General features: G+C 31.7%; 11 protein-coding genes. 2 read left to right on the top strand and 9 right to left on the bottom strand.

Annotation, left to right across the window (positions count from 1 at the left end; genetic code table 11):
• Nucleotides 1-134: 134 nt before the first annotated feature.
• Entirely contained in the window at nucleotides 135-1,715 is a 1,581-nt protein-coding gene (locus GM3708_RS05885) for an iron uptake porin (protein ID WP_231933096.1), read from the top strand.
• A gap of 81 nt (nucleotides 1,716-1,796) precedes the next feature.
• Here GM3708_RS05885 and GM3708_RS05890 read toward each other — a convergent pair whose 3' ends face one another.
• The 5 genes from GM3708_RS05890 to GM3708_RS05910 all read right to left on the bottom strand — a co-directional run bounded on the left by GM3708_RS05890 (nucleotide 1,797) and on the right by GM3708_RS05910 (nucleotide 5,776).
• On the bottom strand, nucleotides 1,797-3,551 hold the full coding sequence (locus GM3708_RS05890) for an ABC transporter ATP-binding protein (RefSeq protein ID WP_066344843.1): 1,755 nt from the start codon (nucleotides 3,549-3,551) through the stop codon (nucleotides 1,797-1,799).
• A gap of 194 nt (nucleotides 3,552-3,745) precedes the next feature.
• Complete coding sequence (locus GM3708_RS05895) at nucleotides 3,746-4,087, bottom strand: phage holin family protein (RefSeq protein WP_066344844.1); 342 nt, start codon at nucleotides 4,085-4,087, stop codon at nucleotides 3,746-3,748.
• A 130-nt stretch (nucleotides 4,088-4,217) separates the two neighbouring features.
• On the bottom strand, nucleotides 4,218-4,697 hold the full coding sequence (gene ribH, locus GM3708_RS05900) for a 6,7-dimethyl-8-ribityllumazine synthase (protein WP_066344845.1): 480 nt from the start codon (nucleotides 4,695-4,697) through the stop codon (nucleotides 4,218-4,220).
• A gap of 128 nt (nucleotides 4,698-4,825) precedes the next feature.
• Nucleotides 4,826-5,014 carry a photosystem II reaction center protein PsbZ gene (gene psbZ / locus GM3708_RS05905; RefSeq protein ID WP_066344847.1) on the bottom strand — a complete coding sequence of 63 codons (189 nt, stop codon included), beginning with the start codon at nucleotides 5,012-5,014 and terminating at the stop codon, nucleotides 4,826-4,828.
• A gap of 150 nt (nucleotides 5,015-5,164) precedes the next feature.
• Nucleotides 5,165-5,776, bottom strand: coding sequence for a hypothetical protein (locus GM3708_RS05910; RefSeq protein ID WP_066344849.1), 612 nt, complete (start codon nucleotides 5,774-5,776; stop codon nucleotides 5,165-5,167).
• An 88-nt stretch (nucleotides 5,777-5,864) separates the two neighbouring features.
• Here GM3708_RS05910 and GM3708_RS05915 point away from each other — a divergent pair, with 88 nt between their 5' ends.
• A complete protein-coding gene (locus tag GM3708_RS05915) occupies nucleotides 5,865-6,440 on the top strand; it encodes a glyoxalase-like domain protein (RefSeq protein WP_066344850.1) in 576 nt (191 codons plus the stop codon).
• A gap of 264 nt (nucleotides 6,441-6,704) precedes the next feature.
• Here the strand turns inward: GM3708_RS05915 and GM3708_RS05920 are convergent, their stop codons facing one another.
• The 4 genes from GM3708_RS05920 to GM3708_RS05935 form a co-directional block, all read right to left on the bottom strand.
• Nucleotides 6,705-8,087, bottom strand: a complete 1,383-nt coding sequence (locus GM3708_RS05920; protein WP_066344852.1) for an HD domain-containing phosphohydrolase — start codon at nucleotides 8,085-8,087, stop codon at nucleotides 6,705-6,707.
• 154 nt (nucleotides 8,088-8,241) lie between these two features.
• Nucleotides 8,242-9,036 carry a peroxiredoxin-like family protein gene (locus GM3708_RS05925; RefSeq protein ID WP_066344854.1) on the bottom strand — a complete coding sequence of 265 codons (795 nt, stop codon included), beginning with the start codon at nucleotides 9,034-9,036 and terminating at the stop codon, nucleotides 8,242-8,244.
• 518 nt (nucleotides 9,037-9,554) lie between these two features.
• Nucleotides 9,555-13,346 (bottom strand): restriction endonuclease subunit S, encoded by a 3,792-nt coding sequence (locus GM3708_RS05930; protein WP_066344855.1) that lies wholly within the window; start codon nucleotides 13,344-13,346, stop codon nucleotides 9,555-9,557.
• A gap of 238 nt (nucleotides 13,347-13,584) precedes the next feature.
• Entirely contained in the window at nucleotides 13,585-15,498 is a 1,914-nt protein-coding gene (locus GM3708_RS05935; protein WP_066344856.1) for a TnsD family Tn7-like transposition protein, read from the bottom strand.
• Nucleotides 15,499-15,511: the final 13 nt, after the last annotated feature.

A 15,511-nucleotide genomic window follows, 5' to 3' on the forward strand; every position in this document is an offset into this window, starting at 1 on the left:
CAATTTTTTTCCTTTTTCTTTCTCTACTACAATCACAAATTCGCCTAAGTTATTGATATTAACTTGCAATAATTTTTGGTTTAAGCTATACTTTATTGAATATTAAAGTCAATTAATTTTGGTGTAAGGAATTAATGTTACTATTTTTAGGCAAATGTTCACCGATGACTTCTTTAACGGTTTTAATATCGACTTTGTTAGCCTCCTCTGTAGGAGCATTAGAAATACCGACAGAAACGGATTTGTTAGAGTCTAAAAACTCTTTTGGACAAGTAACTTCTGTTTCTCAACTAAGGGATGTATCCCCTAATGATTGGGCATTTGAAGCCTTAAGAAGCCTTGTAGAACGCTATGGATGTATTGTAGGTTATCCTGATCGAACATTCAGAGGTAATCGTGCTTTAAGTCGTTATGAATTTGCGGCTGGTTTAAATGCTTGTATGCAACAAATAGAACGATTAATTGCTTCTAGTGAATCAATTTTAAAAGAAGATATTGAGAAACTTAAGCGATTAATGGTAGAATTTGAAACGGAATTAGCAACACTCGGGGCAAGGGTTGATAACTTAGAAGGGCGAGTAGCCTTTTTAGAAGATCATCAGTTCTCTACCACCACAAAACTTAGCGGTGAAGTAATTATGAGTTTAGCTAGTGCATTTAACTCCGATACTTCTAGTTATGATGGTTTAACAAAAAGAGCAAATCCTGTCAATGAAAATCAAGCCGTATTTAGTTACCGTAGTCGTTTTAATTTTGATACCAGTTTTACAGGTAAAGATAGATTAAGAGTGCGGATTCAAGCAGGAAATATTAGGGCTTTTGATGGTAATACGGATATGACACGATTAAGCTATGATACCAACACAGACAATGATGTGGTATTAGATGATTTATTTTATCGTTTCCCCATCGGTAAAAAAGTGACTGCATTTGTCGGCACAAATGCTATGAATATTGATAAAGTATTTGATGTGGATAACCCTTATTTAGAGAGTGATTCAACTGGTACACTAACTCGCTTTTTTCGTCGAAATCCCCTCGTTTTTCGTGGTCCTGAAGGTACAGGAGGTGGTATAAAGATTAAATTAAATGATCAATGGAATTTTAATACTCTTTATCTAGCTCGTAATGCTTCCAGCCCTGAAGAAGGAAAAGGATTTTTCAATGGTGCATTTAGCACAGGTGCTCAAATCGGGTTTTCTCCTTCTCAACCCGTAAAATTATCTTTAGCATACCTTTATACCTATCAGCCTCAAGGGGAAGTTAATTTAACGGATAGTACAGGTAGCCCTATCGGTAGAGATCCTTTTGCTGGTAGTGCATCTAATGCTCATCGTGTTGGTTTGCAAGGTAGTTGGCTTATTGCCAATAAAGTTAATATTTCAGGTTGGGGAGGTTATGCTTCAGCAGATAATCTACAACGTCAAGCCACGGGAAGAGGTTCTCGTGATAATACACAATTATGGACATGGGCTGCTAATGTTTCTTTCCTTGATGTTGGTAAAGAAGGAGGAATATTATCCTTTGCTGGAGGTATGCCTCCTAAAGATTCTGATGATCGAAACACATCTTATTTATTAGAGTTACAGTATAAATATCCTGTCAGTGATAATATTACTATTACTCCGGGAGCTTATGTAGTACTCAACCCAAACCATGACAGTCGCAACGATGCTGTCTGGGTGGGGGTTGTTAGAACTACTTTTAAATTCTAGCTCCCCCACGGTTTTCTCCACCTTTTTTTTATTATAGGCGATCGCACGATAAATGTGTTGATCGTTTTTTTTTGAACAAATTTAAGCACCAGTTTGTACACGCCATAAACTGTTATATAGACCTTTTTTTGCGACTAATTCTTCATGTTTTCCCGCTTCAATAATTTCCCCTTTTTCCACTACATAGATACAATCAGCATGGCGAATGGTGGAAAGTCGATGGGCTATCATTATAGTCGTGCGGTTTTCTGTAATTTGTGCTAAAGATTTGGCGATCGCTGCTTCTGTTTCATTATCTACAGCAGAAGTCGCTTCATCAAGAATTAAAATAGGAGGATTTTTCAAAATTGCCCTTGCAATAGAAAGCCTTTGTCGTTGACCGCCAGAAAGTTTTTGTCCTCTTTCTCCGACAATGGTATCATAACCTTGGGGTAATTCCATGATAAATTCGTGAGCTTCTGCCATATGTGCGGCGTTAATAATATCTTCTTCTCTGGCGTTAGGATTACCATAGGCAATATTTTCTCTGACACTACCATGAAATAAAAAGACATCCTGACTGACTAAACCAATAGCACGACGCAAGTCATATAAAACAATATCTTTAAGATTTAAGCCATCAAGAGTTATATTTCCTGATTGAATTTCATAAAAACGTAATAATAATTTAACTATAGTGCTTTTTCCTGAACCTGTCGAACCGACAATGGCAATAGTGGAAGTGGCAGGAATTTTTAAATTAAAATTTTTGATGACAGGCTCTCTTTCATGGTAAGCAAAGGTGATATTCTGAAACTCAATTTCTCCTCTCAGAGAATGTAGAGACAAGGGTAAATCTCCTGAATGAATAGTCATGGGGGTATCTAATACATCCATAACCCTAGAAGTAGAAGCCATTGCTCGTTGATATAAGTCGAGGGTATCTCCTAAACGAGTGAGAGGCCAAAGTAACCTTTGGGTCATGAAAACCAGTACACTATAAGTACCTACGGTTAAATTACCTTTTTCAACTTCTACACCACCGAAAAGTAAAATTCCTGTAAACCCTGCCAAAATAATAAAGCGAATTAATGGCACAAATGCGGCACTTAAAGCGATCGCTTTTTGATTACTCTGAAGATATGCTTCACTATCTTTTCTGACTCGTTCAATTTCGTATTGCTCTGTGGTAAAACTTTTGATAGTAGTAATACCTGATAAATTATTAACCAGACGACTATTCAGTAAGCTAACTTTTTCCCTGACTTCCATATAACGAGGAGCGAGTAACTTTTGAAAGGCGATCGCACCCCAAATAATGATAGGAATAGGAATAATAGTCATCCATGCAGTATTAGGAGTTAAGAAGAAAAAAGCGGCACTAATAACAATAACTGTGGTTAAAACTTGTAAAATTTCATTCGCACCAACATCTAAAAACCTTTCTAGCTGGTTAATATCATCATTGAGAATAGCTAATAATTTCCCTGTACTATTATTTTCAAAATACTCTAACTCTAAATTTTGAATATGACGATAAGCATTAAGTCGTAAATCATTTTGAATATTTTGTGCTAAATTACGCCATAAGCGTTGATATGCGTATTCAAAAATTGATTCTAAGCTCCATATTAAAGCTGATAATATGGTTAAAACTAATAATTGACTAAAAACATCTTTAACACCAAATTTAGCAATAAAAGAATCATCTCGTTTGACTACTACATCCACTGCCGCTCCAATTAAAACAGGGGGGGCTAAATCGAATAACTTATTTAAAACTGAGCAAGTGACAGCTTGATAAATGGAAGTTTGATATTTATGAGAATATTTAAGTAAACGAGATAAAGGAGACATTTAATGAGTAATAGGTAATAGAGAATGGAAAGTAGGGCAATAGATAATAGTTTTTATAATTTAGGATACATTTCCTAAATTTTAGTGTTATAAAACTAGGTTTAAAACACTCAATTTTTGCTACCCTTTTTGTTAGTTTAGTATTGTTAAGGCTTTAATTATAAAAGGCTTCATTTTTATCCAACAAACTTCAATTATTTATCTAAAAATTGGCTTAAAAAACCAGAAACAATAGATACAAGAATTGAGCCAAAAAGTGCGTCAAAAAAACCTTTGACTTCAAATCCGGGAGTAAAATATGCAACTATCCAAAAACAAAGGGCATTGACAACAAATAAGAATAAACCGAGACTAAGAATTGTCGCAGGAAGAGTAAATAAAATTAAAATTGGTTTGACAATAGCATTGACGATACCAAAGATAAATGCACCGATTAAAGCGGCTGAAGTGCTACTAATAACAATACCCGGAATAATATAAGCAGTAACGATCATAGATATTGCTGTTACTATTAAAGTGACAAAAAATTCCATCATAACTATATTTTCCTAGAATTTAGAAGTTATAGTTATAAGTTAGCAGAAATCAGATTTAAGTGAGTGACAACAAAAATAATATTCTTAAAAGATGCGAAGAGCAAAATATTAATAAATTTTTCTTTTACGGCTAATTAATTTTTTTCATCAGGGTAGCCATTTCCAAAGCATTCATAGCATAACTCCAACCATGATTACTTTTTATTCCCGCTCTTTCTAAAGCTTGTTGCATGGTATCAGTTGTTAAAATACCAAAAATAATTGGCACTCCTGTTTGTAATGCTACTGAGGCAATTCCTTTTGCGGCTTCATTACTGACATAATCAAAATGAGGAGTATCGCCTCGAATAATCGCACCTAAGCAAATAATAGCATCATAACGGGCTGTTAATGCCAATTTACGAGCAACTAATGGCACTTCAAAACTCCCTGGCACCCAAGCATAATCGACTTGATTACCTTCAGGATTAATATCAACACCGTGTCTTTTTAAACAATCTTGACAACCAGCTAATAATTTATTGGTGATTAAATCATTAAAACGCCCAATAACTAGGGCAAAGCGTAAACTCGAAATATCTTGATTAAAATTTCCTTCAAAAACTGTCATGTATTCTAGTAAATATTTTGTATGCTAATGACTTGGTGAGCAAAAATACTTATGATCTTTTATTAACTTTTGCCCACCTAGATAAATCTCAAAATAGATTCTTAATATTTTTTAACAAAAAGTTTTTTTTAAACCACCAAAAAGTTTAACACTGCTACAGCTACTACTAAGATAATCCATAAGCCAGAACCTAAATAGAGTAAAGATTTTGACTGTTCCCAATTTTGAGGTGAAGCATAAGCAACGGGTACATATACTATCATTACAAAAGAGAAAAACACTAAGGCTGTTAAAAGTAATTGGAACAATACTGACATTTTTTTTAATCTCCTGAAAAATATATTGTTTTACTAACTAAACTTTCTTAAATTAGTTTATGCTAATTTGTGCCTTTATGAGCAATCAATTCTTTATTCTGACGCTTAACACCTGACATCTGGATTTTTTACTAATCACCATTCTATGAGTTAAAGAATTTCTGTTTCAAGATAAATACTAATAATATCTGTCGGTAAATAATTTATTAGTCGAGAATGAGCTTGAATATAATAGGCTTTAATTTCTGGTAAAGTAATACTGTCTTTTTGTTGTAAATACTCTAAAATTTTTTCTTCTTTCCAACCAAATTTATCTTTCGTTAATAAAATAATTCTCTCTATAGAAGATAATTTATCTAAAGATTTTAACAGATAATATTTTAAGGGAAAATATCTTAATTGAAAATCATAATTATCATGATAAACTTGACTAATAATTACTTTTTCTTCGTTAAAAAATTCCTGAGTTAATTGTAAAATTAGTTCAGCAAAATTAGTCTCTAATGAAATTTGATAGATAAGTAATTGATCTATAATAAAAAACCATAAACGCTCGAAATAATTTTTATTTATTTCTATCTTATTTAAACCATCACCAATATATTCTGTTAAATTAACATAGCGATAAAACAAAAGAATTAAATATCTAGCTTGAGATGTATTTTTTCTCCATAATTTCCATAGCTCAATATCATCAATAGCGTGTAATGGTTTAATTAATTCATGATTTAATTCAGGAAAAATATCATTATCAATAGTCATAATCCGTAATAATATTAAATTAGATTTATTGCTTAAAAGGCGATCAATATTTCATAATAGACAAAAAGGTTTAATATTTTAGACTCATATGATTATAAATGGCAGTTTAACTATTATTAATTTTTATTTAGCAGTATTTTTTCCTGAGATAGGAGAAACTTTATTTTCTACTCAAGGCATCATGGTGATGTTATTAATAGCTTACGGTGGTGCAATGTGGATGTTTTTAACCAGTGCTCCTAAAGTCTATACTGTGATGGTCTCAGATTTGAATATTGCCCAATTATTTTATGAACAAATACTTGATTTACCTATCGCTGATATTCCTTTACACTATTACTATAATTATGAACAAAGTTTAGGTGCCAGTAGTTTTGATCCAATTTATATGGGTTCAACTCTTCATGATACAATGCCAAAACCTAGTGATGGACTTTGGTATCAATTAAAGAAAAATACTCAATTACATATTATTGGTGGTGCTAGTTTAGGATATAAAGATTGTCAACGTCATGTTTGTTTTGATCATGAATGTTTAGAAGCCTTACTATTAAGAGTACAATCTCGTCGCTTAAGATATAAAATTCGCAAGGAAAATCCTCTTAATTTTTTAGTTAAAGATTATGATAATCGTGTAATTGAAATGGCAGAAGTTAATAATTAGGGTGTGATGAAAAAGTTTTTTGGTGAGGTTAGGAGATAGGAGATTAGAAGAATAGGAAACTAGAAGACTAGGAGACTGGGAGAAATATTTATAAACAAAGATGTTTACCCAATTAATATAATTAAATGCGATAATATTTTATTCAGAAAATGAGATTAAAAATGTTGGGTTTTTGAATAAAAGTAAGTAAAATCTTCCACTTTTTTGTTTATTTTTCTAAACCTGTTACTTAAGAATCCTTCTAACTTTTTAAGCAAATCGTCATTATTTCGTCGCATCTTCTAGCCATACAGGAGGTAGTTGACTTGGACGCTCAGGTAATTGCATTAAACCTATTTCTGTTAAACGAATGATAGTTTTTAATGAGTCTATCAAATTAGGATCAAATCGGATACCACTGTATTTTTCACATTTGGCAAAGGCATCTGATAAGCTATAGCCTTGTCTGTCACCCCTTGATTGGGTTAACTCTTGAAAATAGCTTACTAATCCTAAAATTCTTGATTCTAAAGGAATTTCTGTGGCTTTTAAACCATCAGGATTTCCACTACCATCCCAATATTCTAGTTGATGATAGACAATTTTTGTGATCGGTTCTAGCTCACTCATGGAGGATAGTAAATGAGAACCTAAAATTGAACGATCACGCCAAAATTTATAAGTGCTAGAATCTAATTCATCAAGATTGCCCGTAAAAATTTCCGTTGGTGCTTCCGCTAAACCAATACGAAATAATAATCCTGCTAATCTTAATCGTCTTAATTGTAGGGTTGGTAAATCAAGAATTTGTCCCAGTGTCTCGGCAAAAGCAGCTACTTGTAAAGAAGCATAAGGGTTAAATGGATCATTGCTATCTACTTTTTGTGCCATTCTCAGAAAGGCTTGAAGTTTACTAGCGGCAAGGTTACGACTCAATTTGAGAGCTTGTCCTTCTAAATCCCTTAATTCTCTGGCTTGACGGTTAACGGTAATTAATTCTTGTTGACTGGTTTGTAAATAGGAAACGATACGACTTACAACCCCCGTTAAATCAACGATACCAGAGGGGGCAATATATTTAATTTGCCATTGCATTTTTTCTAGTTTATCTGCTAAAGCAATATTATAGGGTTTCATGCGTTGAGTTAAGATTGTAACTGTTTTTTCGACTAAAGCTCGATCAAATGTCCATAAGCCGTAAAACTTTCTTTCTGTATCCGTTTGGGGTTGACTTCCTCCTCGATATTCTTCTGAGGATAGTTCATGGCAAAGCACCATTGCGGCATAATCTGGGGCTAAAATAACTAAATTCCATTCTTCGACTAAACTATCATCTTCCCGTAAATAGACCAACTCAACGTTATCTAGCTGACTGGTGCGATGAGATCCAAAACCACTATCTTCTACTGCTGCGATCGCCACTTGTCGAGAATGTTGAGCTAAATCCCAATAACGTTCAGCTTCTTGAAGATACCATTTACCTTCTTGAAAAGTCACCAATACTAAGGGCTTATATATATCATCTTCGTAGGTATGTTGCAAAATATGATCTTCTAAAGCATGACAAAGAGCAACAAGGGTATTTTTGAAATAAACACCATAACTAGAAGGCAATTCACCTTCTTGAAGATCTTTTCTTAACTGGTGGAGAGTAGATTCTGGTGACATTCTCTTGTTTTTGGGATAAAAAACTATAAATTTAGTCGCTAATCCATTGTACTCAAATGTTGCACCTGAGTTTGATAAAACAACACTTATCTTCAGAATTTTTATATTGAGATAATATTTTTTTCCTTTCCTGATATTGTTTAATCTTGGATAATCAGGTTAATTTTGTCAAAAATGTCAATGGATTACTCATATTTTCGGCAAATCCCAATATTCCTTTATCTCGATGTTCATAAATCAATTCTCCTCCTTTATTGAAAAGAAAAGTTCCACCTCTTTGAGTAATATATTGATCATCTGGTACATAAGTTCGCCAATGTTTTAATACTTCAATCATATTTTGCAGACGTAAAGTAGCTAATTCAAAAGGGCGTTGATAATCTTTTCCTGCACGGTTAAATAATGAGCCTTTAATCATCGGTAACGGTTTAATATTTATTTCTTCATTTTCCCTAAATAGTGATGGTGCATTTTTATCTCCTATATAACCTCTAAAAACCTCTTTGAGAGTGCCTTTACTACCAATTCCTGCACACATTAATAATAGATTTAACCAAGCATTTTGTATGGGTGAAAAGAAAGCTAAATTCCAATTTAAACCTTGATATAATTTTAATTCTCTATGAAGTTCTGCCTTAGAATCAATGAATAAATTATCTTCGGAAAATCCTGTATATTGACAAAACTTTTTCCCTGATTCTCTATTACCAATGGCGATCGCCTTGACAGTTACATTTTTGGTTTTAAGTAAATCTGTTTCTTTATTTAACCACCAAACATATTCGAGACTATCAAAATCACCGAGTTGAGGTAAAACGATGACTAAAGTATAATTAAATGACTGACAATCAGAAAAAATTGAGATAGTTTTTGCGTCACTAACTCTCTGTTTTTGTGTTTTACTGAAAATAAAATAAGGAGAAATTTTTGTTGTCGATATAATTGACATATTCAGAAAATAATGGATATGATATATTATTTAATATTTTTAAAAATTTAGATTCAGAAAATGTTAATTGATTTAGATTTATCTAAATATTAGTATATATAAAATAAATTATTTATCTTTGATATACTCTACCATTTTTCTGTTATTTTCATTGTTTTTTGTTTGAAAGTAAATATTAATTTTATATTATTTTAATCCTAATTTTTAAAATAATTCACATTCTTGTTTTGATAATACCTAAAGAGGTGAATCCGTTAGTTCTCGATCATTATCTCAAAAGTAATTTATAACTAATAAAGAATATACAAAATAAACAATGAAGTCAAAAAGACGCTTATTTATGCGGTCAAAAAATAAATAACTATAGCCAGAAAATCATAATTGTTTGTTGCAAAATAGAGTAGGATCTTCAGATAAGATGGGTTATATAGCTGTAATTTTGGTATTTCCTCTAACATTGCGATCGCATCTTGTATCTTTTATCGACTAAGTTAACATCAATAAAGTTAATCATCTAGCTATAAATATTGATAAATTACCGCTTTTTTCCTATTAGCAATACTGTTAATTATTGTTTGAGCTTCTTTAATTTTTGCCTCACATTTTTCAATTTCTGCAACTAATTTAACCTGAATTTCAAGATTAGGAACTGCAATATTAATATTAGATATTTCTGGTACAGTTAACTGAGGAATTACAGAACCACTATTAAAAATATTAGAATAATTTAAGGCAAATTCTAAATAACGATTATTGATTACTTTTTTATTAACATTTATAACAATAAGTCGAACAATAGGAACGTATTTGTCATTTCGTGCGATCGCAAAACCTATTGTACCTCTCGCAGTAACAGTAACAGTAGATTCACTAACTCTATCATCAAATTTTGTGGTATAACCAAATAAACCATTATTAACGGCAGAATTAGAATAAACAGGTATTGAAAATTTATCAGTTTTAACTGTTGAAAATTCTTTTGGTTTATCCCCACCAGCAAAAATATTTATTGCTGTGTCACTTAATTTTAATGTGGGAGATTTATTAATTGTTTCTATAATTAGCTTTTCAATTTTTTCTTTCTCACTTTTAATAATAGTTTCTGCTTTCTCAAATTCTTCATCAATAGCTTGACAGGCTTTAACTATTTCCTCTTGAATTTCGAGAGGAGGTAAAGGGATTTTTTGAATATAAACATCATCTCGACTTAAACCGGGTACACCAGTGCCACCAGCGAGATTTTCTAAACCTAAAAGATTGAGTATCAGATATAAATAATAATAATTTGTCTTGTCTGTTAACTCTTTAACATAGAAAGTTGTATCAATGGGAAAGCAATTTTCATTAATCCAATTTATTTTACCTGCACTACCTTTTCTGCCAACCACAATACAGGGTTTTTCTACAATAAAATCATTATGATAACCTACTATTCCATTTGAACCAATAACAGGATATTCTCCATTAATTCGATCCGCTTCGGGTAAACTTATACCATATTCTAATGATAAAATATCAGCAATTTTTGCTAAATCCCATTTACTATTAATAGTTAAATTTTGATTAGGTGATGTGTTAAGAGATTTACTAAAATCAGGGCGAGAAAAATCTAACATATCCACCAAAAAAGCTGAAGTAACAAAACTTGTTAAACTATCAGGAATATCCACAGTTTCACCGATAAAATTTTGCTTAATTAAATAGTTAATTTTTTCTGAATTATCATTATTTTGAGGATCATAAAGAGGGGTATTAATATTAGCTAAATTAAACAAATTACTTAAAACCCGTTTATCATCTTCCTCATTTTCCGTCACTTCCTCAACAGTGATATTTCCTAAATATTTAATTCCCTCATTACCTTTAGCACTGCTCCATTCATAGCCTAAAAACTCTTTTATTTCCGTATTTTTAGACGGACTTTTAACAATTAAAACCCTTTGAGGATTCAGACTAGCTAACACAAAATAATAAAGTTTATCCCTTTCAATATCCTGTACATAAGCCATAAATCTTTTATTTAATTCTTCTTGTTTCGCTTCTTTACTTAAAGCTTTAAAAGCCCTTTGTTTTTTCAAATTTTTAATTTCTGTCCATTTATCAAACTCTTTTTGATACTCTTTAAAAATATCATGGTTTAAGAGTTGCTCATTAATTTCTCCTGCTAAAAATAATTTATAGTCCTCAAAATTAAACTCTAAATGATGACAATATTTTTTAATTAAATACTCATCTTGAAAAATGTTATTCTTACTATCTTCACCTTTAAACCAACTATTAACCCGATTCAAAAAATGTTCACAAGGGGCAGGATTTTCCGCTTTTCTTCTTAAAAATAAAGTAACTGTATTTGTGCCAGTTTTACCAAATGTACCACTACCAAATTCAGCGATGGCAATAATATCAAAATATTTAAGTAAAATTTCCCTTGTCGCCACATAAATATTAGTTGATTTCGAGGTACTTTTTGCCTTCCCTTTGGTGAGAATAGAAGAAGGTACAATAATACCCATTACTCCATCGGGTTTTAATAATTGTTTTGCCCTTTCAATAAAAAAAGTTTCAATACTATTATTATTAGGATAACTTTTCGTTTCAATAGTTTCAATAAGTTGATATTTTTTGCGATCTTTTTCCTCTAAAGTTTCTAAAAAACCTTTCACACTATAAGGAGGATTTGCCACTAAAATAGAGTAATCATTTTCTTTGATATTAGGAATATTTGCTAAAGTATCAGCATAAATAATATTAATTTCATCTTGTCCATACATAAAAGCAGAAACTTTTGCTACCTTAGAAAGACGATATTCTTTTTCGATGCCGACAATATTTTGATAGTATTTTTCAAGGTCATTTTTTTTGTTATTTTCAACAATGGGTTTAATTTCTTGGGCGTATTCATTAAGAAAATGTCCTGCACCACAAGCATAGTCAATTACTTTCGGTATCTCCTCACTTTCTGTAATAATTTGCTCTAAAGGTAAGGATTTAAGGATAAATTTAACAATAGGAATTGGAGTAAAAAATTGCCCTTCTGATTGTTTAATAGCTTGATCTAAAAAGCCTTCAAACATATCCCCTAAAAACTGATTTTCTTCTTCTGTTTTCAAGCGAATATCTTGAAGCATTTGCACTAATTTTAAAAGTACCGCTGAGTTTTGATAAAACAATTTTTCGTTGTGAACATCAATAAATGCAAAATCATTATTAGTGAAAAATTTTAGTTGACGAAAATACTTTTTAATAGTATCCTTTGTGGCATCAGGATCATTTTTGAAAAATCGAAAAGCCTGATCAATTGATTCATTATCAATATAAGTTACATCTTCCCCTAAAAACCGTTTCATTCCTTCTTGATATAGCTTTTGTAAACGATCTTGCAACTCAAAAAAGCTATCATAAGCGATACCTTTCCAGTAAAACTTTAATTCATCAGGATTGTTAGTTTCATCAACAATTTTACACAAGAATAAATTAACTAATTTATCAAAAGCATTTTCACGCCCTGACACATTATGCTGTCTTAAAATAGTGGCAAATTGATGATATTTTCCTTGAATATCATTACTGTTAATAGTGGTTAAATCCGCTAAAGAATATTTAGTTTTACCAATTTCATAGGCTGGTATATCATCCTCAAAAATTCCCTTAGTAGCGAAATCTTGATTATAAGTTTCTTTCCATGCTTGATAAATGTCTTCTTTATTTAAAAGTTTAGCTTTTTCATAGGATAATGGTTCTTTATCTGCTATTTCTTCTAAGAGTTTTTCATTATCTTTAAGGGTAATTAAATAATAGTTAAAAGTAACCTTTTCATCTACCAAATCAGAAGTATAAAGGGCAATAAATTGAGTGCTTCCTGCTTGTTTGGCATAGGAAAAAATTTGTCCACCATTAATTAAAGTCTTTTTCCATTCATTATCAAATTCATTTCCTGCGGTTTTACACTCAATAATTAACAAAGATTTACCCGAATTATCTTTAACCATAATATCCGCCCTTCCACCACTTGCACCATGCCCTACAGTCCATTTTGGTTCAAGTTCAATATGTTGCGGTTTATAACCTTTATCAAATAATCTACAAACGCATTCAAAAACAACAAAATTCTCTTTTTGGTTGAAACTGGTGGTAAAATCACCACTAATAGTAAAACCTTTTTCGGTGGGATAAATTAATTTTTCGTTTTTAAAATCTACCTTTAATATTGTTTCAATTACGGGAAATTCTTTCGTAAAAATATTCTCTTTTTCACTGGCTATAAATCTAAGATTAACTAATACTTTTTTAAGATTATCTTTATCAATCACAAATTTACTAACTTTATTTTAAAATATACAACTTTATTTTAAAGTATACAACTTTATTCCCCTATTACAAAGGTGTATCCAAAAACAATATAGTTGGAAACTCGAAAGAGTTTCCAAATACTAATTCCCCGTTATTTAGGATAAGAAGAAAATTAATAAAGTTAGAAACTAACAATATTTACTGTCATATTTAGTGGACTTTTGATCATAATAAAGTTGGAAACTATTGCTGGTTGAATTAGGTAAAATCGAGAGAATTAATATATTCATCAAGAATTTGTTGTATTGACGGTAACATCTCTATCTCTTTTCTTAAACCCGCCTTACGGACAATTTGCCATTTTTGGGCAAATATTCCTTCTTGACGAAAATACTCGATAGCACCTTTAACACGACAAATAGCAAATTCCTCTCTAGTCTCCACCACTTCTGATAATACTTGACTGGTTAAAGGTAGCTTATCAATATGTTTTTGTAAGACTGATAACTGATTAATTGCCCTTCCAATTTGTGCGACAGTGATTTGAACGAGTTTCCCCTCCTGAGTAAGTAAATTTTCCACTGTAACTTTAACTTGTTCCGCAAAGATGCGATCGCGCTCATTCCAATCAACCCTTGATACGGGCAACGGTTTTTTGCGTGTGGGCGTATTTTCAGATAACCAATCTTTATCATTTCTATACAACCAAAAATATAGAGTAGGAGATGACTTCTTTAAATCACTTGTACTCATCTCTGGATGATCTTGCATTAAAGATAACCATTCATTTCGCTTGAGTTCTTTCTGTTCATCAAAAATAACGTTATTAGCTTCATCTACTTGTTGATGATCATTTTTTTTAGCAAATTGATTGATGTTTCTCATTGGTAATTGCAACCTAGTAACATGAAACTTTACCGTTCGAGGATCAACTTCTAATCTTCGGGCAATTTCTCGCAAACTAATAGTATTATCAGACCACAGTTTTGTCAGTTCAGATTCCCATAACTCTCCGTAATTTTCCACTCGACTATATCGGTATAAATCATGATGAGATTGATCAGGTCCCACACGATAATATCTAAATTTGCAACAACCACAACGAAAAGAAGCAACAGGTTTACCGCTATCTTTACTAAAAGATAAATTATATTCTTTTATTCTATGTCTGCGAAATTGTGGACAAATATTATTAAGACAAGGCCACTGACCTTCTCCAAAAAGTTTTACATTGACAGGTAACTGAAAAAAACTTTCCGCATTATGTCCGAGAAAATGAATCATCAATAAATGATGTAAAGGATGTTGTGCCACTTTACAAGAACGCATTAATCGGATTAACCAATTATGTTGACTGGAATAATCAACTTTGCAGTGAATTTGATTTAATATTTCTGTAGGATAGTAAGCACTAAAGTCATCTTGTAATTTTTTCACTTTGATTGTTCCATTATAATTGGCTAATTGACGATTAATTAATAATGTCAAATAGCGTTCCCGAAAAGAACTCAGTCCCTGAGATGGAATTTTATAAGTCAACAACCGTTGACTATCCTTTGCTATTTGAAACAAGATGTAATGGGAAGACTTAGATAAATTCAAATAACGAGGAGAGACTATCGCAAGAGAATCATCTGTAGAACAAAATTTATGACGATTTTTTCTATATTTTATCGTAACATTGCTTTTCTCTAAAAAAACTTGATGTTCAGGACAAACCTCCACACCTGATATTTGATGGAGACGATGCCAATAGGATTCTCCAAATTGCTTTTTATCGTTTTGCAAACATAAAGGACAAAATTTCAAAGTATGAACACAAGGAACACTATTTGCCATTAATCCCAATTTTTCAGAAGCCGAAGCCTTACCATTATTGGACATTATCTTTTCTACCATTCTAATACGCTCAGAAGGATAAAAAGGAGCATAAAATGGCAGTAAAGTATGTTGATAAATTAATCTATCAATTGTATAGCAATGACCTTGAGGCATATTTGCAATTAAAGCACTAAGATAAGACGGTAGATCCACCACCGCGATCGCATTTCTATTGTTAAATAAACTTTGCAAAATATCCTTTTGATCGAAATATTGAATACGAACACTGTAACGAGCAAATACGCTGTACAGTAATTCATCAGGATAAGGATCGGGAAAAAAGCCTAACATAGTTACTAAATAT

Origin of the sequence: Geminocystis sp. NIES-3708 (assembly GCF_001548095.1) — a bacterium.
Classification (GTDB): domain Bacteria; phylum Cyanobacteriota; class Cyanobacteriia; order Cyanobacteriales; family Cyanobacteriaceae; genus Geminocystis.